General features: G+C 60.8%; 12 protein-coding genes, 1 rRNA gene and 1 pseudogene. 10 read left to right on the top strand and 4 right to left on the bottom strand.

All coding sequences use genetic code 11. The features are described 5' to 3' along the window. Positions 1 to 6295: pseudogene (locus tag B1722_RS28080) on the top strand (LapA family giant adhesin); the annotation flags it as partial. A gap of 147 nt (positions 6296 to 6442) precedes the next feature. Then, entirely contained in the window at positions 6443 to 6781 is a 339-nt protein-coding gene (locus B1722_RS28075) for a hypothetical protein (protein ID WP_041070910.1), read from the top strand. A 151-nt stretch (positions 6782 to 6932) separates the two neighbouring features. Here B1722_RS28075 and lapD read toward each other — a convergent pair whose 3' ends face one another. Then, positions 6933 to 8879 (bottom strand): cyclic di-GMP receptor LapD, encoded by a 1947-nt coding sequence (lapD, locus tag B1722_RS28070; RefSeq protein ID WP_086795009.1) that lies wholly within the window; start codon positions 8877 to 8879, stop codon positions 6933 to 6935. Positions 8880 to 8893: 14 nt separating this feature from the next. Then, complete coding sequence (gene lapG / locus B1722_RS28065; protein WP_007962016.1) at positions 8894 to 9586, bottom strand: cysteine protease LapG; 693 nt, start codon at positions 9584 to 9586, stop codon at positions 8894 to 8896. Positions 9587 to 9783: 197 nt separating this feature from the next. Between lapG and B1722_RS28060 the strand changes: the two genes are divergently transcribed. The 5 genes from B1722_RS28060 to B1722_RS28040 all read left to right on the top strand — a co-directional run bounded on the left by B1722_RS28060 (position 9784) and on the right by B1722_RS28040 (position 16862). Continuing rightward, entirely contained in the window at positions 9784 to 10494 is a 711-nt protein-coding gene (locus tag B1722_RS28060) for a GntR family transcriptional regulator (protein WP_041070905.1), read from the top strand. Positions 10495 to 11262: 768 nt separating this feature from the next. After that, entirely contained in the window at positions 11263 to 12039 is a 777-nt protein-coding gene (locus B1722_RS28055) for a DUF3050 domain-containing protein (RefSeq protein ID WP_041070902.1), read from the top strand. Continuing rightward, on the top strand, positions 12036 to 12965 hold the full coding sequence (locus B1722_RS28050) for a diiron oxygenase (RefSeq protein ID WP_041070899.1): 930 nt from the start codon (positions 12036 to 12038) through the stop codon (positions 12963 to 12965). The genes B1722_RS28055 and B1722_RS28050 overlap by 4 nt, the downstream gene beginning before the upstream one ends. 13 nt (positions 12966 to 12978) lie before the next feature. Beyond that, entirely contained in the window at positions 12979 to 16371 is a 3393-nt protein-coding gene (locus B1722_RS28045; RefSeq protein ID WP_041070896.1) for a non-ribosomal peptide synthetase, read from the top strand. Between the two features lie 23 nt (positions 16372 to 16394). Beyond that, the gene (locus B1722_RS28040) at positions 16395 to 16862 is read left to right on the top strand and encodes an SRPBCC family protein (RefSeq protein ID WP_041070893.1); all 468 of its coding nucleotides are present in this window, start codon (positions 16395 to 16397) and stop codon (positions 16860 to 16862) included. 146 nt (positions 16863 to 17008) lie between these two features. Here the strand turns inward: B1722_RS28040 and B1722_RS28035 are convergent, their stop codons facing one another. Continuing rightward, complete coding sequence (locus tag B1722_RS28035) at positions 17009 to 18889, bottom strand: methyl-accepting chemotaxis protein (protein WP_086795008.1); 1881 nt, start codon at positions 18887 to 18889, stop codon at positions 17009 to 17011. 311 nt (positions 18890 to 19200) lie between these two features. Between B1722_RS28035 and B1722_RS28030 the strand changes: the two genes are divergently transcribed. From B1722_RS28030 to B1722_RS28020, 3 genes are all read left to right on the top strand, one after another. After that, positions 19201 to 19701 (top strand): sigma-70 family RNA polymerase sigma factor, encoded by a 501-nt coding sequence (locus tag B1722_RS28030; RefSeq protein WP_086795007.1) that lies wholly within the window; start codon positions 19201 to 19203, stop codon positions 19699 to 19701. Further along, entirely contained in the window at positions 19701 to 20702 is a 1002-nt protein-coding gene (locus B1722_RS28025) for a FecR domain-containing protein (RefSeq protein WP_086795006.1), read from the top strand. Before B1722_RS28030 ends, B1722_RS28025 begins: the two co-directional genes overlap by 1 nt. Before the next feature lie 87 nt (positions 20703 to 20789). Continuing rightward, complete coding sequence (locus tag B1722_RS28020; RefSeq protein ID WP_086795005.1) at positions 20790 to 23291, top strand: TonB-dependent siderophore receptor; 2502 nt, start codon at positions 20790 to 20792, stop codon at positions 23289 to 23291. Between the two features lie 242 nt (positions 23292 to 23533). On the opposite strand, the gene rrf is transcribed toward B1722_RS28020, so the two are convergent. After that, a 5S ribosomal RNA gene (gene rrf, locus B1722_RS28015) occupies positions 23534 to 23649 on the bottom strand. Positions 23650 to 23753 lie beyond the last annotated feature (104 nt).

The following is a 23753-nucleotide window of genomic DNA, read 5'->3' as shown; positions in this document are numbered from 1 at the left end:
GATCACCATCGACGCGGGCAAAACCACCGGCACCGTGACCGTTCCGGCACCGGCCGATGACGTCTACAAAGACGCCGGCACCGTTGAGGCCACGATCAAGACCGCGACTGGCGGCAATTTCGAAAGCCTGGTGACCAGCAACACCCCGGCCGTGACCAGCGTCACCGACACCATCGACACCACCACGGTCAAACTGACCGCGACCGAGTCGGCTGCTGAAGGTGGCACTGTCACTTACACCGCGACCGTCGGCGCGCCGGTCACCGGTTCGCCGGTTGTGGTGACCTTGGCCAACGGCCAGAACATCACCATCGAAGTCGGCAAAACCACCGGCACCGTGACCACCACCGCGCCTAACGACGTGTTGACCGGTCATGCACCACTGACCAACGCGATCACTAACGTCAGCGGCGGCAACTACGAAAACCTGGTGGCCGACAAAACGCCGGTCAGCACCACCGTGACCGACACCATCGACACCACCAATCTGTCGCTGTCCGCGACCGGCACCGTGGCCGAAGGTGGCTCGATTGTTTACACCGCAACGCTGACCAACGCCGCTGGTTCGCCAGTGACCGTGACGCTGAGCAACGGTGCAGTCATCACCATCGACGCCGGTAAAACCACTGGCACCGTGACCGTCCCTGCCCCGGCCGACGACGTCTACAAAGACGCCGGCACTGTTCAGGCAACGATCAAAACCGCGACCGGTGGCAGCTTCGAGAACCTGGTACCAAGCACCACGCCAGCAGTGACCAGCGTCACCGACACCATCGACACCACGGGCGTGAAACTCACCGCCACGGGCACCGTGGCCGAAGGTGGTACCGTCACTTACACCGCTACCGTTGGTGCGCCAGTTACCGGCTCGCCTGTCGTCGTGACCCTGGCCAACGGTCAGACCATCACCATCGACATCGGCAAAACCACCGGCACCGTGACCAGCATCGCACCGAACGATGCGCTGACCGGTCACGCGCCGTTGACCAACTCGATCACTAACGTGACCGGCGGCAACTACGAAAACCTTGTGGCCGACAAGACCCCGGTCAGCACCACCGTGACCGACACTGTCGACACCACCAACCTGTCCCTGAGCGCCACTAATACGGTCGCCGAGGGTGGTTCGATCATTTACACCGCCACCCTGACCAACGCCGCTGGTTCGCCAGTGACCGTGACCCTGAGCAACGGCGCAGTGATCACAATCGACGCCGGTAAAACCACTGGCACCGTGACCGTTCCTGCCCCGGCTGATGACGTCTACAAAGACGCCGGCACCGTGCAGGCAACCATCACCAATGCCAGCGGCGGCAACTTCGAAAACCTGGTACCAAGCACCGTACCGGCCGTGACCAGCGTCACCGATACCATCGACACCACTACCGTGAAGTTGTCTGCCACCGGTACAGCGGCTGAAGGCGGCAACGTCGTCTACACCGCCACCGTCGGTGCGCCAGTCACAGGTTCGCCAGTCGTGGTGACTCTGTCCAACGGCCAGACCATCACCATCGACATCGGCAAAACCACCGGCACCGTAACCACCACCGCACCGAACGATGCGCTGACCGGCCACGCGCCGTTGACCAACGCCATCACCAACGTGAGCGGCGGCAACTACGAGAATCTGGTTGCCGACAAGACTCCGGTCAGCACCACCGTGACCGATACCGTCGACACCACCAACCTGTCGCTGTCCGCGACCGGCACCGTGGCCGAAGGCGGCTCGATCGTTTACACCGCAACCCTGACTAACGCCGCTGGCTCGCCAGTGACCGTGACCCTGAGCAACGGCGCAGTGATCACCATCGACGCCGGCAAAACCACCGGCACCGTGACTGTTCCAGCACCAGCCGACGACGTCTACAAAGACGCCGGCACTGTGCAGGCCACAATCAAGACGGCCACCGGTGGCAGCTTCGAAAATCTGGTACCAAGCACCACGCCAGCCGTGACCAGCGTCACCGACACCATCGACCCCACTGGCGTGAAACTCACCGCCACGGGCACCGTGGCCGAAGGTGGCACCGTCACCTACACCGCCACCGTCGGTGCGCCTGTGACTGGTTCGCCAGTCGTGGTAACCCTGGCCAACGGCCAGACCATCACCATCGACATCGGTAAAACCACCGGCACCGTGACCAGCATCGCGCCAAACGATGCACTGACTGGCCACGCGCCGTTGACCAACTCGATCAGCAACGTGACCGGCGGCAATTACGAAAACCTCGTGGCCGACAAAACCCCGGTCAGCACCACCGTGATCGACACCGTCGACACCACCAGCCTGTCGCTGAGCGCGACCCCGGCGGTGAACGAGGGCGGCCAGATCACCTACACCGCAACCCTGAGCAACGCTGCCGGTTCCCCGGTGACCGTGACCCTGAGCAACGGCTCGGTGATCACCATCGACGCCGGTAAAACCACCGGCACCGTGACCGTTCCGGCTCCGGCTGACGATGTCTACAAAGACGCCGGCAGCGTGCAGGCGACCATCACCAATGCCAGCGGTGGCAACTTCGAGAACCTGGTACCGAGCACGGCACCGGCCGTCACCAGCGTCGCCGATACCATCGATACCACCACCGTCAGCATCACCGGCAGCACCTCGGTGACCGAAGGCCAGACCGCCAGCTACACCGTCAGCCTGACCCACCCGGCGCAAACCGACGTGACCCTGAAAATCGTCTACAGCGGCACCGCCGCCGACGGTTCGGACTTCACTGGCGTGTACACCGTGAAGATCCCGGCGGGCGCCAGCAGCGCGCAGTTCAACGTCGCGACCATCGATGACAAGATCACCGAAGGTACCGAGAACTTCGTGGTCAAGATCGACTCGGCCACCGGCGGCAATTTCGAGAACCTGGCCGTCAGCAGCACCAACGGCAGCGTCAGCACCTCGATCATCGACAACGATGCACCACCGGTCATCGACCTGGATGCCAACAACTCCAGCGGCGCCACCGGTGCCGACTACAAGGTGACGTTCACCGAAAACACGCCGGGCGCCGGCGTGTCGATTGCCGATACCGACCTGACGATCACCGACCCGGACAGCACCATGCTGACCGGTGCGACCATCGTTCTGACCAACCGTCAGGACGGTGATGCGCTGAACCTCGGCAACAGCGTCAACGGCATCACCATCAATGCCAACAGCACCAACGGCACCGTGACCCTGACCCTGTCGGGTAACGCGACGCTGGCCGACTACATGCAGGCCATCAAGAACATCACCTTCACCAACAGCAGTGAAGACCCGAGCACCGTGCCACGGATCATCACCGTGACCGTGACCGATGGCGGCAACTACTCCAACACCGCGACCACCACGGTCAACGTGGTGGCGGTCAACGATGCGCCGGTTGCAGCGCCAGTCAACGTCACCGGCACCGAAGACACCCCGCTGACCCTCGGCTGGTCGACCTTCGGTGTGACCGACGTGGACAGCCCGGCCAGCAGCCTGGGGATCAAAATCACCCAGCTGCCGGGCGAAGGCAAACTGCAGTACCTGGACGGTTCGACCTGGAAAGACGTCGCCAACAACCAGACCTTCAGCAAGGCTGACATCGACGCTGGCAAGCTGCGCTTCCTGCCGGATGCCAACGAGTCGGGCGTCAACGGTTACGGCGGCACCGGCCTGGGCAACAACCAGGCCGACTACGCGCAGATCAAGTTCCAGCCCACCGACGGCCAACTGCTGGGCAACACCGGCACCGTGAAGATCGACATCACGCCAGTGGCGGATGCACCGACCGTGAGCGTGGCCGACAACAGCGTGAAATCCACCGGACTGGTCAAGGAAGTCTGGACCGGTCTGGCGGGCCTGGGTACCAGCGGCAATGGCGCTGACTCGACCACGCTGAAAAACGTGATCGATGGCGCCGGCACCCCGAACTCCAGCACCAACGTGACCAACGTGCAGTCGGACGGCAGCGTGAGCGCCGGCACCGCGTCGAAAACCTCGGGCCTGATCTATCTGGAAGCCGGCAAGACCTACAGCTTCAGCGGCGTGGCTGACGACAGCTTGCTGATCACCATCGGCGGCAAGAGCGTGGCGTCGGGCACCTGGGGCGCGGGCGGTACGATCAGCGGTTCGTTCACCCCGACCACCAGCGGCTACTACACCCTGGACATCTACCACCACAACCAGAGCGGCCCGGGCAGCTATGACGTGAACCTGTCGGTCAACGGCAGCACGCCGATCGACCTGAGCAGCGCCGGCGTGCCGATCTACACCGGCGTGCAGGATCTGGTGAACGCCGGTGTGACCGTCTCCGACCTGCACGGTACCAACGGCGAAGGTTATTACGACGGCTACAAACTCAACACCGGCGCCGAAGGCACCACGGTGAAACTGTCGGCGATCAACACCGCGCTGACCGACACCGACGGCTCGGAAACCCTGAGCGTGAAGATCAGCGGTGCGCCGGTCGGTTCGGTACTCTCCGACGGCCATGGCCACAGTTTCACCGTCACCGCGAGCAACGGCGAAGCCAACGTCACCGGCTGGAGCCTCGGCAGCCTGACCGTGACCCCGCCGACCTACTACAACGGCCAGTTCAACCTGACCGTGACGTCGACTTCCACCGAGATGGTCGGCGGCTCGGCCAGCAGCACCGCGACGATTCCGGTCACCGTGGTGCCAGCGGTATACAACGCCGTGGTCGGTACTTCGGGCGATGACACCTTCAACGGTACCGACGGCAACGACATCATGGTCGCCGACATCGGCGGTCTGACCGTAGTGCCGGGCACCAACTACAACATTGCGTTCATGGTCGACAGCTCGGGCAGTATGAGCACCTCGTCGATCAACGCGGCCAAAGACTCGCTGACCTCGGTGTTCAACACCCTCAAGCAGAGCCTGGGCGGCAGCAATTCGGGCACGGTGAACATCTTCCTGGTGGACTTCGATACCCAGGTCAACAAGTCAGTCTCGGTCAACCTCAACGACCCGAACGCGCTGACCCAGCTCAAAGCCGTACTCGACTCGATGACCTCCGGTGGCGGCACCAACTACGAAGACGTGTTCAAGACCACGGCCAACTTCTTCCAGAGCACGGAAGCGCTGGCCAACACCGGGGCGAAGAACCTTACCTACTTCATCACCGACGGCCAGCCGACCTACTACCAGAGCGGCGAGCAGACCAACCCGACGCTGTATGGCAGCGTGAAGTTCGACAGTGTGGTCACGACCAGCAACTACAAGCTGGGCGATACCTTCAGCACGTACATCGACAACACGCATTACCTGAGCATCACCGCCAGCGGTTATGCCCAGTTGCAGACCTACAACGGCCGCGGCTGGACCACCACCAACCTGGGCACTGTCCACGCTCAGGGTGATGGCACCTACGAGCTGTCGAGCCTGGCCGGTACTGGTAACAGCACCACGACTGCCACCACCGACAACTCCAGCAGCAGCTTCGCCTTGCTCAGCGGTCTGTCGAATGTCGAAGCCATCGGTATCAACAGCGGTGTCAGCCTCAACGACCTGAAACCGTATGACTCGGATCACTTGCCGCAAACCAACATCGATCCGAAGGATCTGGCCAACTCGATCATCGGCCATACCGAAGCAACGATGCCGGGCAACGACACCGTCAGCGGTGGCGACGGCAACGACATCCTGTTCGGCGACCTGGTGAGCTTCAACGGCATTGCCGGCGAGGGTTATCAGGCGATGCAGGCGTTCGTGGCGCAGCAGACCGGCGTGGATGTCAGCAAAGTCACTACCAGCAATGTGCACCAGTACATCACCGAGCACTATCAGGCGTTCGATGTCTCCGGTGCGCACGATGGCAACGACACGCTGTTGGGTGGCGCAGGCAATGACATCCTGTTCGGCTCGGGCGGTAACGACCTGCTCGACGGCGGCAAGGGCAATGACATCCTGCTCGGCGGCACCGGCAACGACACGCTGATCGGTGGCCAGGGCAACGACATCCTGATCGGTGGTTCCGGTGCTGACACCTTCGTCTGGAAAGCAGGCGACACCGGCAACGACGTGATCAAGGACTTCAACGCCAGCGAAGGCGACCGCATCGACCTGCGTGACCTGTTGCAGGGCGAAACCGGCAGCACCATCGACAACTTCCTGAAGATCACCACGGTTGATGGCACGTCGTCGCTGCAAGTCAGCTCGGCGGGCAAGTTCAACTCCGGCGACGCGGCAGCCGCCACCCCGGACGTGACGATCAAACTGGAAGGCAACAACTGGTCGAGCGCCAACATTCACAACCTGATCGCCGGAAGCGATCCGACCATCAAGGTCGACCACAACAACAGCTGATGCGTGAACAAAACGGCCGCCCCTTGGGGCGGCCGTCACGTTTGCGGCTAACTCGGCGGTGACGATTTCGTCGCCACCCCGCATACTCGCGCGCAGTTGGCCTATGCTGCTGACAGCATGACGCTGGTTCTTTCTGAGGGATGCTCAATGTTTTACGTGCAACGCGATGCGCAGGGTCAGTTGATTCGCGTGGAAGCGGCGGCCTACGCCGAGGCCACGGAAACGCTGCCGGCCGACCACCATGACATCCAGGCCTGGTTCGCCAACGCAGCCGTGGAAAACAGCCTCAAACAGCTCAAGCAGAGCGACTTTGAAATGATTCGGGTACTCGACGACCTGATTCAGGTGTTGACCCAGAAGGGCGTGATCCGCGTCACCGACCTGCCGCCGGCGGCGCAGGCCAAACTGATGGACCGGACCCAGGCACGGGAAGCATTGGGCGGGTTGAGCCAGTTGATCGATGAAGATGAAGGCGGGCTGATCTGATCCCGAATCTTCGTTGACTGATCTGGCCTCATCGCGGGCAAGCCCGCTCCCACAATGGGATGGGTTACCGCAGTTATGTGAACGACACAAAATCCTGTGGGAGCGGGCTTGCCCGCGATGGCGGCATCACTGACGCCACGCGGACAACGGCTCAGCTCCAGGGCTTGGGCTCACCAAACAACTGCCCCTGCACCCCATACAAACCCATCTCGCGAATCACCGACAATTCCCCTTCGGTCTCGACGCGCTCGGCAATCAGCGGCAGATCAATGCTGTGCGCCGCCCGCTGGATGGCTTCGATGAACAGACGCTTGTCACTTTCCTGATCGATCGCACGAATATAGCTGCCATCGATCTTCAGATACGCCAGCCCCAGCCGCGCCAGGTTGCCGATCATGCTGAAGCGTCCACCAAAGCGCTGCAGGCTCAGGGAGAAACCGAGTTCACGCAGACGCCGGGTCAACTGCTCCAGCACCGCCTGCTCCGGCAGTTGCTCCTCACCGATCTCCAGCGTCAGACGCTCGCCGAGGTCGGAGTGCGCGCGCAGAATCTCGAACACTTTGTTCAATGCCTGTGGATCGGCCAGGGTTGCCGAGGACAGGTTCAGCGCCAGCGAATCCTCGTGCCCTTTCATCTGCTCCAGAACGCGTTCGAGCATCAAGCGGTCGAGTCGTGCGGTCCAGCCAAAACGCTCGAGCCACGGCAGGAAACGTCCGGCGGGAATGGTCTGGCCCTGCTCATCCAGCAAGCGCGAGAGCACTTTGTAATGCAGCACCAGTTGCGTGTCCTGCGCAGCCACCACCGGTTGGAAATACAACTCGAAGCGCTGCTGATTCAGCGCCTGATCAAGCAATCGATGCCAGGCGTGATGATCGTCGCCAACCTCGGCCACCAGGCTCTGATCGATGCACGCCCAGTTCTGCTCGCCCTGCCCCTCGGCCTGCGCCAGCGCCTGATCACCCAGGGTCAGCACTGCTTGCGGTGAATCGCCGTGGGCAAACGGGGCGAGGCCGATGGAGGCCACGGCCGGCACATCGGTTGCGCCGGTGGCGTGCAGGCTGCTCAGCGCACTGTCGAGGTTTTGCGCCAGTTGCAGCACCTCTTCACGCACCAGCCCTGGCGCCAGCACGGCGAACTCACCGCCGCGAATACGGGTGACGAGGTTCTGGGTTTCAGGGTATTTGGCGCACTCGCGGGACAGTTGCTCGCCAACGGCTTTCAATAGTTCATCCGTGCGCTGACCGCCCAGGCGCTGGTTGAGCCCGGCCAGATCCTTGACCCGCAACAGCAGCAGGTAACCGGAACTGGCCTGCTCCGGGTTGCTCACCCGATTGTGCAGTTGCATCTCGAAATAGCGCCGGTTGGCCAGCCCGGTGAGGGTGTCCTGATAAGACTCGGCGCGCAGTTTTTCACTGCGCTCGGCCTGTTCCTGGAACAACGCCTTGAGCTTCTCGACCATCTGGTTCATCGCCTGCACCACGCGCCGCAGTTCCGGGGTGCGCGGCAGCTCCGGCAGGCTGAGGAACTCGCGACGGGCGATGGCGTGGGACTGCTTGACCATGTAATCCAGCGGGCGCAGTTGCCGGCGCAGCAGCAGCGCGCCAAGCACGGCACTGACCGCGCCGCACAGCAACAGCCAGCCGAGGCTGCCCAACGCGCTCTGCCACAGCTTGGCCACGGCAAACATCGGGTGGCTGACCACCTCGACCCGCGCGGCCTGCTCCCAGCCACGGCTGACCAAGGCATCGCCACCGGCCGGTTCCAGGCCGATCAGTTTGACGAACCAGTCAGGCACATTGCTCACCGCCGGAATCCCGCTGCGCTCGACGATGGTCTGGTCGGTCTTGAGGTCGACCACACGGATGCTCGCGTAATAACCGCTGTCGAAAATCGAGCTGACCAGCAACTCGACCATCGCCGGATCGTCGATATTCGGCGTCAGCGACAGCGCCAGTGCCGTGGCAGCGTCCTGGGCATGGGAGCGCAGCTGGTTGACGTACTGGGTGCGCGAGCTCTCCAGACTGACCATGAAGCTGCCGGTGAAGGCGACCACCAGGAACAGACAGATAGCGATCAACAGCTGTTTGAACAAAGACATCTGAGCGCGTGCTCCTAGTTAGTCGTTTCGACCGGAAAACCTTCGGCCTGCATTTTCTTCAGCACATCCTGCCAGCGCGACAGGCGTTTGGTGTCACCGACCTTTTTGTTGCCCTTGGCTCCCGGCAGGTACAGACCTTCAGCATTGAAAGAGTAGACCGGCAGCAAATCGGTTCGCTGGGACGCAGGCTGAATCGGATCGATCAGGCTGTCGAGCACCAGCGGCATGGCATCGGGGGTGGCGTAGTAAGTCAGTACCATGTGCGCGCGATTCTGGCGCAGTGCCTTGACGTAGGTGATGCGCAGCTTGTCACTGGAAACCCCGAGATGGCGCAGGCTGAAATACTTGGCGATCGCGTAGTCTTCGCAATCACCGGCGCCTTTCCACAGCGCTTCGATGGGTGTCTCCCAATAATCGACCTGGCCCCACAGATCGATGTCCTCTACATAGCGCACCTGTTTGTTGAAAAACAGGTTCACGACTTTCAGCTTTTCCATCTCGCTGACTTGTTTCTGCGTGGCCAGCAGGTTCTGCCAGGCATCGATCCGCTGCTGCCCGGCGCCCAGCGGCCCGTACAGCGCCGTGGCTTTGCGGCTGATCGCGGAAAAATCCCAATCGGCATGCAGCCCGCCCAGCATGACGCCGGCCAGCAGCAGTGCGCAGCCTAGCCAGCGCAAAGTCCGAGGGATCGCGAAACGTACCGCCACAGCTGGTTTCCAAGGGGGCAGGAAGGAAAGCGTTTGATGGTGAAGCTTAGCCCGGCAAAAAACAATGGCACCATGAGATCATCGCCAGCGCGCTAAACTTTACTCAGGACAGCAATCCTTTACATGGTTTGACAACCTGTAGAGCAATCACTAGTGTCTTTGGATCCAAATTCCGTCTTCATTCAGGGTGAGTAGTTGTGACACAGAAGCCCAAACCGCTGCACAGCATCAAGGTCGATGGGCCGATTCCTGCACATCTTGCCCGTTCGATCATCGAGGAGACCTTACGCTCGGCGATCCTTGACGGTCGTTTACCGTGCGGCACCGCCCTGCGTCAGCAGGATCTGGCTGACCTGTTCGGGGTCAGCCGCATGCCGGTGCGCGAGGCTCTGCGCCAGCTCGAAGCGCAGGAGCTGCTGAGCGTCACCACCCACAAGGGCGCCGTGGTTGCCCCGCTGATTCAGGGCGACGCTACCGAAACCTACGAGTTGCGAATCCTGCTCGAATCCGAAGCCATGCGCCAGTCGATCCCGCTGCTGACCAGCGCCGATCACGCGCTTGCCGCCAGTTTTATCGAAGCACTTGAGACCCAGCACGACTACAGCGAAATCGGTCGGCTCAATCGCCTGTTCCACATGGCTTTGTACAGCAAGGCGCCGAATCAGCGGTTGCTGCGACTGGTCGAAGGCGGCCTGAATGAAGAAGAGCGCTTTCTGCGATTCAACCTTGAAGCCATGGGCCTGGGCAAACTATCCCAGGAAGATCACCGCGCGATGCTCCAGGCCGTAATCGAACGCGATGTCGAACTGTCGGTGAAGCTGCTCACACAACACCTCAACCGTGGCGTCGAGGTGATCACCCGTTACCTCGCCAGCCCTGCCGGACAACACCGCAAGGCCGTTCGCTGATCCCCTCCACGCCGGTTTCAGACCCTTGCAGCTGACCGGCGAATAACCCGCTTACAAATCCTCTCTACGGTCTGCCGCAAACCCGGTGGCGGATTCGCCTGTTCGCTCTAACCTCCCAGCGCCCCCATAAGTCCGGTATTGCAGCTCGCCGCGGACGAATCGGTCATAGCCGTCCCGCCAATTTACCCGCACTCTTGAACAGCCAACCCATGAAGAACGGGGACGCACGGCACCGCCGGCGCAGTCCTCGCACCAGGAACCTACGGAAGGAGCCTTGCCACGGGATAAAAGGAAGTTACGGCGCCGTTCCCGGCCAACTTTCACCCCTATACATAACTTCAACCCTTGTATCGAAAAGTTGCTCTGAGTGAGGCATTCACTCTTGTCTTCAATTTTGGCCACTGTTCGCCGAAAGGAGCAACTACGCCCAAGTAAAACCTAATTAATAAGTTTTACCGGATCGTCTCATACTTAAAAAACAGCAAACTTAAAATAATTAAAAATAAACTTGTTAAGTTATTTGATGATGTATTAGTTTTTCCTCGCCGAGCAGGTTAAACCCCGCAAACACGGCACGGCTCCGCACTCAGCTGACAGCCTTGGCAAATAGTCGCCCAGGCATAGTCCAGAGCCTCCCATGCACTTCGCACACTTTCATTTATCTGAATGAGGCCAGCGCTCGCCACTATAAAAGTTCAAGAAACAGCCAGTCCGCGTTGACGCACCGAACGAGCAACTTTCTCTATTCCAATAACACCGAGGTTAGCCATGATGCCAACTAAAGAACAACTCGCCCTGATAAAAGCTCAATTGAGCGTTCATCCGATCTTTACTGAAATCGATTCGTTATCGGTACTGCGCCGGTTCATGGAATCCCACGTCTTCGCCGTCTGGGATTTCATGTCGCTGACCAAACGTCTGCAACAGGAACTGACCTGCACCCGTCTGCCTTGGCTGCCGCCGCGTGATCCGCATGCTGCGCGGCTGATCAACGAGATCGTGCTCGGCGAAGAGTCCGACGACCGTCCCGCTCACGGCCATTACAGCCATTTCGAGCTGTATCTGGACGCAATGCGTGAAGTCGGTGCGAGCACCACGGCGGTCGAACGGTTTGTCGCGTTGCAACAGGAAGGCGTGAGTTACGACGTCGCCCTGCAAAGCGTGGAAGTGGATCCGGCAGCAGCAAAATTTGTTCGCGAGACGCTAAACACCGCGCTGCATGCGCCAGGCCACAGCGTCGCTGCCGCGTTTCTGCATGGTCGCGAGAGCGTCATCCCGACCATGTTCCAGCGCATCCTCGATGACTGGGGGATCGGTATCGAACAGGCGCCAACCTTTCGCTATTACCTGGAGCGCCACATCGAGGTCGATTCCGAAGATCACGGTCCGGCGGCGGAGCAACTGCTTGAGCGTCTGGTCGATGGCGATCCGCAACGCGAAGCCGAGGTCTACGCCAGCGCCATCGCGGCGGTGGAAAGCCGCATCGCCTTGTGGGACGGCCTGCGTCTGAGCATGCGCGAACCGTTGGCGGAGGTGGCCCAATGAACGCCGCCGATTACCAATCCTTCGCCGACGCCTGGGAAAGCCGCGCCACCATCCGCACCCGGCCACGGCGCGTACTGGAAGACGATGAGCGCCTGATCTATCCGTTGAGCCGCCAGCCCTTGGTACTCAGCGAAACCTTCCTGCGCGAGTGCCCGCAACAACGGGATTTTGCCCTGGTGCAGACGCTGTACAAGTTCATCAACGACGTGGTGATTTTCGAGACCGAGATCGTCGACAAGACCGCGCGCAGTATCGCCAAGAATCGCTTTGCCGTGGCCTTCCCGTTCGCCTGTCGCTACGACGCCATGACCGTGGTGGTGGACGAGGATTACCACGCGCTGGTGGCGATGGACTTCATGCAGCAGACCGTGGCGATGACCGGCATCGAGCCGATCGAACTGCCCACTGAAATCGAACTGAGCCGGGCAATTCCTGCCGCCGTGGCACTGGCGCCCGAGCACCTGCGCAGCGCAGTGGAACTGATCTGCGTGGCCATCGCCGAAAACACCGTAACCGGCGATGTCGCAGCGTTTGCCCGGGACGATACGGTCAAGCCGTCGATCAAAGGCCTGATGGCCGATCACTTGCTCGATGAGGGCCGGCACTCCAGTTTCTGGGCGCGCATGGTGCGCATCTATTGGCACACCACCAGTGACGCAGACCGGGAAACCATCGCGCAGATCCTGCCGGTGTTCATCGGCCATTACCTGACCAACGACATTCAGAAGTCCTTCGATCTGCGCCTGATCGACGCCTTGCCGGTCAGCGATGCCGTGCGCCGTTCCCTCAGTGACGAGATGACCGGGCTGGCCTTCCCGATCAATCGCCACCATCCGCTGGTGGGCAACATCGTGCGTTTTTTCCACAGCAGCTCGCTGCTCGACACGCCCTGCGTGCAGCACGCCCTGCGCGACTATCTGGTTTGATGAGGAGGCTGACATGAGACGTCTCGACATTTTGCTGATTGGCGCCAGCCAGGCCATGACCGACCTGGCGCAGGAACTCGAACAACACGGTCACACCTTGCTGCGCAGCGGCGCGGCGCAATCGCCGGTGGATCTGATCATCGACGATGGCTTCATCGGCGCCGGCGATTTCTGCGCCATCCCGCACTTGCATCTGCGCCTGGGTATCGCTGCGCAAAGCCTTGGCGGTTTACCGACGCTCGACCTGCTGTGCTTCCTTGGTTCGTCTCTGATCTGCCGAGTGCCGATTGGCGATGAGCCGTCCGGCAACGGTCAGGCTCTGCGCCAGCGGGTGCTGACGCAGGTGGTCGACGAAGTTGCGCTGCTGGTCAGCCGTTTCTCCCGCGATGCCGAGTATTTCCAGCAGGTGATGCCCGCCACGGCAGCGGATTTCGAACAGGTGGAAGACCTGCGGTTTCTCGACAGCCTGGCCTACGTCCATCGCCTTAACGACACGGCCAACCCGGTGCTGCTTACGCAGGCGCAGATCCCGTTGATCGAGCGTCTGCAACGCAGCCTGATCGAACACGCCGAGCGACCGGCGCTGCACCTGGCCGAGCAGTCGCTCAGCTATCGCCAGTTACACGCCCACAGCTGTGCGATCCAGCAACACCTGCTGCCATTGCTCGAGCAACATCCGCAGCCGTGGATCGTAGGTATCTGTCAGCCGAAAAGCCCGGCGCTGTTTGCCTCGATTCTGGCGGTGCTCGGCAGTGGCGCAGTGTACCTGCCGCTGGAGCCGAGCCATCCGTTGCAGCGCCAGCAATACATCCTGCAGAACGCCGGCGCGGTGTTGTTGCTGCACGACGGCGAGCATCCGCTGAGTGAGTCAATGCCCGGTCTGGATGTCAGCTGTATCGGCAGCGCGGATGCGGATCCCAGCCAACCGTTGATGCGTCAGCGGCCGACGCTTGAAGCGCCGTGCATGGCGCTCTATACCTCGGGCACCACCGGGCATCCGAAGGGTGTGCTGCTGAGCCAGGCGAACCTCGCGCACTTCACCGCGTGGTACGCCGATTACGTGCAGTTGCGCGCTGAAAGTCGGGTCTTGCAGTTCTCTTCGCTGAGCTTCGATTCTTCGCTGATCGATATCTTCCCGAGCCTGCTGCAAGGCGCCGAACTGGTGGTGCCGGATGACACCCAGCGCCGCGATCCGCTGCAACTGGTGGCGCTGATCCGCCGCCGGCAACTGACCCACGCGTTCTTGCCGCCGGCGCTGCTGAGCATCCTGCCGCTGGAGCAACTGCAAGGCGTCGAGGTCATGACCGGCGGCGACGTCTGCGAGCCCTTCGTCATCGAGCAACTGACCCGTCAGGGCAAATTGCATAACCTCTACGGCCCCACCGAAGCCACGGTGCTGATCACCGCCCGGCAACTGCAACCGGGTGACAGCAACCGCACCCTCGGCGCGCCGATCGCCAACAGTCAGGTGCTGATTCTCGATGACGACTTGCAACCGGTGCCAGAGAACACTGTCGGCGAATTGTTCATCGTTGGCCCCGGCGTTTGCCTCGGTTATCTGAACAACCCGCAGCAGACCGCCGAGCGCTACCTGACCCTGCAACTGCCGCACGGCCAAACGTTGCGCGCGTACCGCAGCGGCGACATGGCCAAATGGGGCGAGCACGGTATCGAGCTGTGCGGACGGCGCGACAATCAGGTGAAGATCCGTGGTTTCCGGGTCGAGCCGGAGGAGATCGAACGCTGCCTGCGCGAGAGCCAGTTGTACCGTCAGGTGGCGGTGGTGATCGACAGTCAGCGGCGGATTCTGGCGTTCCTTGCGCAGCCGCAGTCGGACGCTGCACGCGATCTATTGAAGGCGCATGCCCAGCAGTTTTTGCCGGACTACATGCAACCGGTAGCGTGGACTGAACTGCCGCACATGCCATTCGCCAGCAACGGCAAGGTCGACCGCAAGGCGTTGCTGGAACTGCCGGTGAGCGTGCAGGACAGCGGCCCGAAATGCCTGCCGGCAAATGCCGACGAAGCGCTGCTGCTGGAGATCTGGGCGGAACTGCTGGAGCTGCCCACCAGCGATATTTCCACCGACGAAAGTTTCTTCAACCTCGGTGGGCATTCGATCCTGCTGTCGCGCATGTTGCTGCGTTTGCGTGAGGAGTTCGGGCGCAGCATCTCGATCAACCGCTTCATCGAATTGCCGACCATCATCAAGCTCGCAACGCTGGTGCGCGGGACCGATGACAGCGCGGTGCTCAGCGCCCAGGCCATGGCCGACGCCGAACGCCCGCTGAACATCGAGCCGTTGCCGATCAGTCGCCTGGGCGATGTGCACAAGGTGATCGTCACCGGCGCCAACAGTTTTGTCGGCGTACACATTGTCGAAGCGCTGCTCGGCTGGGGCGCCAGCGAGGTGGCGTGTCTGGTGCGTGACGGTGGCGGACAAACGGCGGCGCAGCGCTTTGCCCAGGCGTTGCGCGAGAACCGCCTGGAGCATCTGGACCTGAGCCGGGTGCGGATCTACTCGGCAGACATCACCCGTCCGCAACTGGGCCTGGCCGACGCCGATTATCAGCGCCTGGATCGCGAGTTCGGCGCACTGGTGCACAACGCCGCCAACGTCAACCACGTACTCGATTACGAGTCGCTGGCCGCGGATAACGTCGAGCCGATTTTCGAGCTGCTGCGCCTGTGTGAAGGGCGCAGCAAAAAGGTCTTCAACTTTGTCTCGACGTTGTCCGCTTCAAGCACTGTCGATAGCGACGGCCGCGTGCTCGAACTGCCCGCTGCGCCAACACCGCCGATCTACATTCGTAACGGCTACAACCTGTCGAAGTGGGTTGGCGAACGCATCCTTGAACGGGCGCGCGAGCGTGGGGTGTGGGTCAACCTGTATCGCCCCGGCAACATCAGCTTCAACAGCCTGAGCGGCGTCTGTCAGCCGCACAAAAACCGTTTGATGCTGATGCTCAAGGGCTCGATCCAGCTCGGTCAGGTGCCGGCCTTTGCGCTGAATTTCGACCTGATGCCGGTGGACTTCCTCGCCCGCTTCATCGCCTTCCACGCCAGCCGTTATTCGACCGAGCGTGCGGTGTTCAACCTGCACAACCCCGAGCCGCTGAGTTGGGATGCCTACGTCGCTTCGTTCCGCGAAACCGGCAGCGAATTTTCGCTGGTCAGTGTCGCCGACTGGCAACAGCAGCTGGGCCGGGTCGACGCCGACAACGCGCTGTTCGGCGTGCTCGGTTTCTACCTCAACGGCTTCGAGGAAGACATCGGCGACATCTCCCTGATCGGCCACGCCAACGCTGAAGCCGGCGTGCAACAAATGGGCGCGCAGTACCCGGAAAAATCCCCGGCGCTGCTACGTCGCGGCTGCGATTACCTGAAACAGATCAACTTCATCTAGTTCACCCAAAAAGGAGCAACACCATGAGCAATCTGCAACCCGACACCTTGATCAAAAACCCGCACGGCTGCCACGTTGTGTCGTCGGTGGAAGTGCCGGCGGACGCGGCGCAGGTTTGGGCGGTGGTCGGCAACTTCGCCGGTTTCGACCGGTTTATTCCGGCACTGTCGCACATCGAAATGACCGGTGAAGGCGTGTCCTCGCTACGCAAGAAGTTCTTCAAGGACGGCAACGTGGTGGTCGAGCAACTCAACTCCCGCGATGAGCAGGCGCGCGCCATGACCTGGACCACGATCTACAACACGCTGGGTGTGGCCAATCTGTGGGCGGCGATGAATGTGGAATCTTTGGGGGCGGGCAAGTCGCGGGCGACCTGGACAATCATTGCCGAACCGGCCAGCGGAGGTGCCGAGGCGCTGCCGGGGTTCAAGGATTTCGTGCAGGGGTTTGCCGATGATGCGATGGGGAATGTGCTGAAGCTGTTTGTCTAAGGCTTCAGATTGGCAGTGATTGCACCGCCGCTATCGCTGGCAAGCCAGCTCCCACAGGTTCCAGGTCGGTCACAGATATTGTGTTCGCCAGAAATCCTGTGGGAGCGGGCTTGCCCGCGATGAACGATAACGCAGTCTGCTAGACGTCAGATCTTGAAGCTGTCGACCAACTGCTTCAACCGATTCGCCTGCTGCGACAACGCATCACAATCCTTCAACGTTTCATTGAGGTTGGCGACGCTCTGCTGGTTCAGCAGGTTGATCTGATTGACGTCGACGTTGAGGGTTTCCACCACCGCCGTCTGCTCTTCGGTTGCTGCGGCCACCGACTGGTTCATGCCATCGATTTCACCGATGCGCTGGGTCACGCTGACCAGGCGCAGGCCCGCCTGATTGGCCACTTCCACGCTCTCTTCGCTGGACGCCTGACTGGCGTTCATGGTGGTCACCGCTTCACGGGAACCGACCTGCAACGAAGTGATCATCTTGTGGATCTCTTCCGCCGATTCCTGGGTGCGATGCGCGAGGTTGCGCACTTCGTCCGCCACCACCGCAAAACCACGTCCGGCTTCACCGGCACGGGCTGCTTCGATGGCCGCGTTGAGCGCCAGCAGGTTGGTCTGCTGCGAGATGCCTTTGATCACATCGAGGATGTGGCCAATGTTGTCGGTGCTGGCATTGAGGGTTTCGATCTGGGTGCACGACAGGCTGATCTTCTGCGACAGCTCGGTCATCGCCTGAATGGTCTGCTCGACCACCTGACGACCATCATCGGCCTGCTCGCTCGCGCCGCTGGCGTGCTGCGACGCATCGGCGGCGTTGCGGGCGATTTCCTGAGTGGCGGCGCCCAACTGGTTGATCGCGGCGGCCACACTGTTGGTGCGCGCGCTTTGTTCGTCGGAACCGATGATCGAGGCGTTGGACGAGGCCATTACCCGTTGCGACAGGTCGTGCACATGACGGGTAGCCGAGGACACTTCGGAAATCGACGCGTGAATGCGCTCGACGAACTGGTTGAACGAGCTGCCCAGTTCAGCAAACTCATCCTTGCCTTCCACGACCAGACGACGGGTCAGGTCGCCTTCGCCTTGAGCGATGTCCTGCATCGCGCGGCCCATAGTGGTCAGCGGACGCATCAGGACGTTGATCAGCAGGCTCAGCAGCAGCGCAATCGCAGCGACCGCGACGAACATCGCGATCAGCGCCGAAGTACGGAACTGGCTGAGGGCGGCGTAGGCCTTGTCGCGATCGATCGACAGACCGATGTACCAATCGGCATTCGGCAAACCGCTGACCGGAGTGAACGACAGGATGCGTTCCTGGCCGTTGAGCACCACGTTCTGGTTGCCCTTCTCGATGCGCACGCCGGCGTTCGGGTAGATGTCCTTGAGGTTCTTCATTACCTGGTCTTTGTCCGGGCTGACGATCACCTGGCCGTCACCGCTGACGAGGAATGCGTGACCGAGGCCACCGAAGTCCACCGAATTGATGATCTTCACCAGGGTTTCCAGGCTCAGGTCACCGCCGACCACACCCAGCAGTTCGCCATTGTTTTTCACCGGCATGGCGATGGTCACCACCAGACCACCGACCGCCGCCATGTACGGCGGCGTCAGCATGGTTTTGTCGGCGACCACGGCCTGCTTGTACCAAGGGCGCTGACGCGGGTCGTAGCCGTCGGGCATCTTCGCGTCAGGGCGCTGGGTGAACACACCATTGGCTTGACCGACGTAGGTGAACTGGAAGTTCGAGGTGAAGGCTGGTTGATCGACCAGCCCCGGGAAATCGGCGTTCTTGCCCTGATGGGCAACGTTTTGCGCGAGGTTTTCCAGCACCAGAATTCGCCCGCTCATCCAGTTCTGCACGCTGCTGGCGGTCAGATCGCCGGCCTGCTGCACGGACGACTGGAGATTCTGGCCGATGGTGTTGCGCTGCAGATAGTCGTTGTAGAGGGTGAACAAAGCGAAAGCCAGGACCACGACGCCCGAGGCGGCCAACAGGATTTTATGGCTGAACTTGAGATTCATTTCATGGGACTTCTTATGCAAAAGTGGGGATGCGTTCCGGGATGCAACATTCCATGTACAGCGCAGGCGGCGTTCTGACGGCCGCTCTACTTTGGTGCACGCATGTCTCACCAGTCTGTCGGCACCGTTCGCGGAAAACTTAGGGCGTTGTGGGAAATGTGCGGCATTTCTGCCAGATTCCCGCCGAACGGCGTGCCAGAGCGTTCGCCACGAAGTTTTTTTGCTGGATCTCCGAGCAGAGGTTGCAAAATTCGCAGCCCCTGATAAAAATGCGACTAATTATCATTTGTGACGTTCGGGCTGTCGCGTTCATGTCCTCACCTGAGTTTGCAGTGCAGGCGCTTTACAGGAGTCATCACGGCTGGCTCAACGCCTGGCTGCGGGCGCGACTGGGCAATGCCGCGGATGCGGCGGATCTGGCCCAGGACACCTTCGTCCGTCTGCTGCAGCGCAGCGAACGCCTGGAACTGAAAGCACCTCGCGCATTTTTAAGCACCATCGCCCGTGGCCTGGTGATCGACCTCTGGCGTCGTGAAGAAATCGAACGCGCCTATCTCGAAACCATCGCCCACTTGCCCGAAGCCGAAGCCCCAAGCGCCGAAACCCGCGCGCTGGTAATCGAGTTGCTCGAGAGCATCGCGCGCATGCTTGAAGGCCTGCGACCGAAAGTGCGTCAGGCGTTTCTGCTGGCGCAGTGCGAAGGTTTGACCCACAAGCAGATCGCCGCGCAGATGGGTTTGTCACTGCGCTCAGTCGAACGTTACGTCGCCGCTGCGCTGTATCACTGTTACGTGTTGCGGTATGCAAGTTGATGCCTGTGGATAACAACTCAGTCGGGCGTCGCGCCGAGCCGCCGCAACAGGTGGTCAAGCAAGCCATTTACTGGTTGCTGCGGCTGCGCAACAACCATGGCAATGCGCGTCTGAGTCATCAGTGCGACGCGTGGCGCGCCGAACATCATGAACATGAACTGGCCTGGCAGCGCGTGCAGTCGCTGCAGGCTGAACTGAGCCATAACCTGCGCGCCGTGCCCGGTGCCCAAGTGGCGTTCCATACGCTGGAAAACAGTGCGCAAGGGCTCGGACGGCGACAAGCCTTGAAGCTGCTGTCTGGCGCGGTGCTGATGGGCTCCGCGGCATGGCTGGCCAAGGACACCTCCGTGTGGCAGCAGTGGCGCGCTGATTACGCTACGGCGACCGGCGAGCGTCGCGGGTTCCAGTTGCCCGACGGCACGCGGATCGAGCTGAACACTGCCAGCGCAGTGGATCTGGATTACACCGCGCAGCAGCGGCTGATCAAACTCACTCGCGGCGAAATCATCGTCACCTGCGGCGGTAACGATGAAGGCGCGGCGTTCAATCGGGCGCTACGCGTACAAAGTCGTCACGGCGTTTATGAGCCGACCCACGCCCGCTTCATCCTGCGTCAGGACAGTGATTGCACACGGCTGAGCGTCACCCACGGCCGTGTGACCATTCATAGCGCTGGCACCTCGGTTGAGGCACTCGCCGGGCAGACCTACCTGATCGATCACCACCAGGTACGCCCGGCGCCGCCACCAGATATGGACGCGGGCGCGTGGGTCGACGGTCTGATCGTCACTCGCAATATGCGCCTGGGCGACTTTCTCAACGAGGTCGGACGTTATCGTCCAGGTTTCGTGACGTGCGCGCCGGCGGTGGCAGATTTGCGCCTGTCCGGCGTATTCCGCCTGGAGGACACCGACAAGCTGTTGACCATTTTGCCGCAGACGTTGCCGGTGCAATTGCGCTACCGAACCCGGTGGTGGGTAATGATTGAGGCAGTGGCCTGAAATTATTTTGGCGGTTTTTTGCGGCAAGTCCGGCTTGGTCAGTAAGCACTTCCATTCCGCTCTAGCGACTTGCCACGGAAACCGACAATGACTGTCCGCATCACCTGTAAGAAACCTCTGCATTTCACTGCCGAATCAGGCCTGTTACGCCACGCCGTTCGCGCCGCCCTGCTCTCCACTGTTCTGGGCACCGGAGTGTTGCCTGCCCTGAGCCTCGCCGCCAATGCCAGTGAAGCGAGCAGCCATCGCTACAACATTGGCGCTGGCCCGTTGGACGAAGCGCTGAACCGGTTTGCGCGCGAGGCGGGTATCACTTTGTCGATGACACCCCAGCAAACGCAGGGACGGCAGTCGCCGGGCGTGCAGGGCGAATATTCAACCGATCAGGCGTTGAGCCATTTGCTGAGTGACTCGGGGCTGGAAGCGGTCAGCCAGGATGGCAGCAGCTACATTCTGCACTCGGTCAGCGACAGCGATGCACTGGCGCTGCCGGCCACTGATATCAAAGGCTTCGCTCTCGGTAACGCTCTAGGCAGCATGGAGGGCTACAACGCCACCCACAGCCAGATCGCCACCAAGACCAGTACCGCGCTGCTGGAAACTTCGCAAAGCGTATCGGTGGTGACTCGCGAGCAAATGGACGACCAAGGCTCGCAGACCGTCTCCCAGACGATGCGTTATACCCCCGGCGTGCTGACCAACCCTTACGGCGCGACGCATCGCTACGATTACGTGGCGATGCGCGGTTTCAACGACGGTTCGGTGGACAACATCTATCTCGACGGCCTCAAGTCGATGGGCGACAGCGGCACCTACAGCACCATGCAGGTCGATCCGTATTTCCTTGAACGCGTTGATATTCTCAAAGGCCCATCGTCCGTGTTGTACGGTCGCAGTTCGCCCGGTGGCCTGGTGGCGCTGACCAGCAAAAAGCCGTTGTACGAGGCCTATCATCAGGTTCAGGCCACGGTCGGCACCCAAGGCCAGCGTGGTGTCGGTTTTGACTTCAGCGGTCCGGTCGATGACGACAAGCGCATCGCCTATCGTCTGACCGGCTTGACGGATCAATCCGACACGCAATTCGACCACAACAAGGAAAAACGCTTCGCCCTCGCCCCGACCCTGAGCATCGATTTCACTGAAGATACTTCGCTGACGCTGCAGGCGTACCTGCAGCACGATCCGGATGGCGGCTACCACGGTGGCGTGCCGGCAGACGGGACGATTCATCAGCGCAACGGCAACCGCATCTCGCCGCACTTCTTCGAGGGCGAGCCGGGAGTTGATGGGTATTCGCGGGATCAGCAGTCGTTTGGCTATCAGTTCGAACATCGCTTCAACGATGTCTTCACGGCACGGCAGAATTTCCGTTACCTCGACTCCAAAGTGAACATGGATCAGGTCTACGCCTATGGCTGGACGACGCCAACCAGCAACGAACTGAACCGCTATTACACCGGCGGCGATGAGCGTCTGCATGCGTTCATCGTCGACAACATGCTGCAGGCCGAATTCTTCACCGGTACCACCAAGCACACCGTGTTGATGGGCGCAGATTATCAACGGCGCAAAACCGTGGTCGACTGGACCAGCGGCGGCTTGGCGCCGATCAATGCCTTCGACCCGGTCTACGGCAATTCGGCGATCGACATGTACGGCGAGACCAGTTATCTGCGCCGCCTGGAACAAACCGGCGTATACCTGCAAGACCTGATCGAGATAGACCAGTGGCGCTTCTCACTCGGACTGCGTCAGGACTGGGTCGAGACTTCCGATGAGAACCGTATCGCCGAAGCGGGACGGCCAGTGGGCACCGAAATCAACGACCGCCGCACCAAACTGACCGGCCGCGCTGGCGCCTTGTATCTGTTCGAAAACGGCTTGGCGCCGTACATCAGCTATTCCGAGTCGTTTAACCCGAACTCGTATGCTGACAGCGCCGGCAATCCACTGCCGCCAACCGACGGAACGCAATGGGAAGTCGGCCTGAAGTACCAGCCGCTAGGCACCGACAATCTGTTCACCGCCTCGCTGTTCCATATCGATCAGGAGAACCTGGCGACCAAGCTGCCCCAGGAAAATTTCTACCGTGCTGTCGGCGCCGTGCGTTCGCAAGGTCTGGAACTGGAAGCGCACATGCATGTGACCGACAACGTAAAAGTGCTCGGTAGCTATACCTTCACCGATATCGAGTATTCGAAGTCGATGGTCAGTACCCTGAGCACGCCGACCGATGTGATCGAAAACAAAGGCAACTCGCCGACTCAGGCACCGCGGCACATGGCATCGTTGTGGGCCGACTACAAGTTCGATAGCGCGGCACTCGATGGTCTGCGTTTGGGCGGTGGTGTGCGTTATGTCGGTTACAGCTGGGCGGATGCGGAAAACACACTGAAGGTGCCGTCTTACACGTTGTTCGACGCATCGATCGGTTATGACCTGGGCAAGGTCGGCTTGAAGGGCGTCGACGTTCGATTGAATGCGAACAACCTGACCAACGAGTCTTACGTGGCCTCCTGCGCCAGTCTGAGCTTCTGCTACATGGGCGAAGAGCGCAACGTCGCGGCCACGGTCAGCTACCAGTTCTGAACCTTAGCCTTGTGCATAAAAAAGCCAGCCCCTGATCATTCAGGGGCTGGCTTTTTCGATTTTAAGGGCGCCGTTCAAACGGCCTCAGCTGAGGCGGTGCGATTACCCCATGACAAACCGTTCCGGAAGAAGTAATCGGTTGCGTGGAAGATCAATACGGCTCGCAAAGCGGCCTGATTTTTGAATTCCCTGAAACGACAAAACCCCCGTCTGCGTTAGCAGACAGGGGTTTTGGAATTTAATCTTGACGATGACCTACTCTCACATGGGGAAACCCCACACTACCATCGGCGATGCATCGTTTCACTTCTGAGTTCGGGATGGGATCAGGTGGTTCCAACGCTCTATGGTCGTCAAGAAATTCTGTATCTGGCCCGTCAACACGGTAACGTGCCAGCAAAATCGGTGACTTCTACTAAAACAAAACCCCAACTGCTTTCGCAATTGGGGTTTCGGAATTTA

This window comes from Pseudomonas sp. SCPG-7 (genome assembly GCF_002156405.1).
GTDB classification, from domain to species: Bacteria; Pseudomonadota; Gammaproteobacteria; order Pseudomonadales; family Pseudomonadaceae; genus Aquipseudomonas; species Aquipseudomonas parakoreensis.
The sequence above is the reverse complement of the archived record's forward strand: the minus strand, read 5'-3'. Positions and strand labels throughout refer to the sequence as shown.

Coding starts and splice junctions, on each gene's coding strand:
- B1722_RS28050 (WP_041070899.1), top strand. CDS start 12,036: ATGAACGCCGCCGATTACCAATCCTTCGCCGACGCCTGGGAAAGCCGC.
- lapD (WP_086795009.1), bottom strand. CDS start 8,879: ATGTCTTTGTTCAAACAGCTGTTGATCGCTATCTGTCTGTTCCTGGTG.
- B1722_RS28025 (WP_086795006.1), top strand. CDS start 19,701: ATGCCTGTGGATAACAACTCAGTCGGGCGTCGCGCCGAGCCGCCGCAA.
- B1722_RS28020 (WP_086795005.1), top strand. CDS start 20,790: ATGACTGTCCGCATCACCTGTAAGAAACCTCTGCATTTCACTGCCGAA.
- B1722_RS28040 (WP_041070893.1), top strand. CDS start 16,395: ATGAGCAATCTGCAACCCGACACCTTGATCAAAAACCCGCACGGCTGC.
- B1722_RS28075 (WP_041070910.1), top strand. CDS start 6,443: ATGTTTTACGTGCAACGCGATGCGCAGGGTCAGTTGATTCGCGTGGAA.
- B1722_RS28030 (WP_086795007.1), top strand. CDS start 19,201: ATGTCCTCACCTGAGTTTGCAGTGCAGGCGCTTTACAGGAGTCATCAC.
- B1722_RS28055 (WP_041070902.1), top strand. CDS start 11,263: ATGATGCCAACTAAAGAACAACTCGCCCTGATAAAAGCTCAATTGAGC.
- B1722_RS28035 (WP_086795008.1), bottom strand. CDS start 18,889: ATGAATCTCAAGTTCAGCCATAAAATCCTGTTGGCCGCCTCGGGCGTC.
- B1722_RS28045 (WP_041070896.1), top strand. CDS start 12,979: ATGAGACGTCTCGACATTTTGCTGATTGGCGCCAGCCAGGCCATGACC.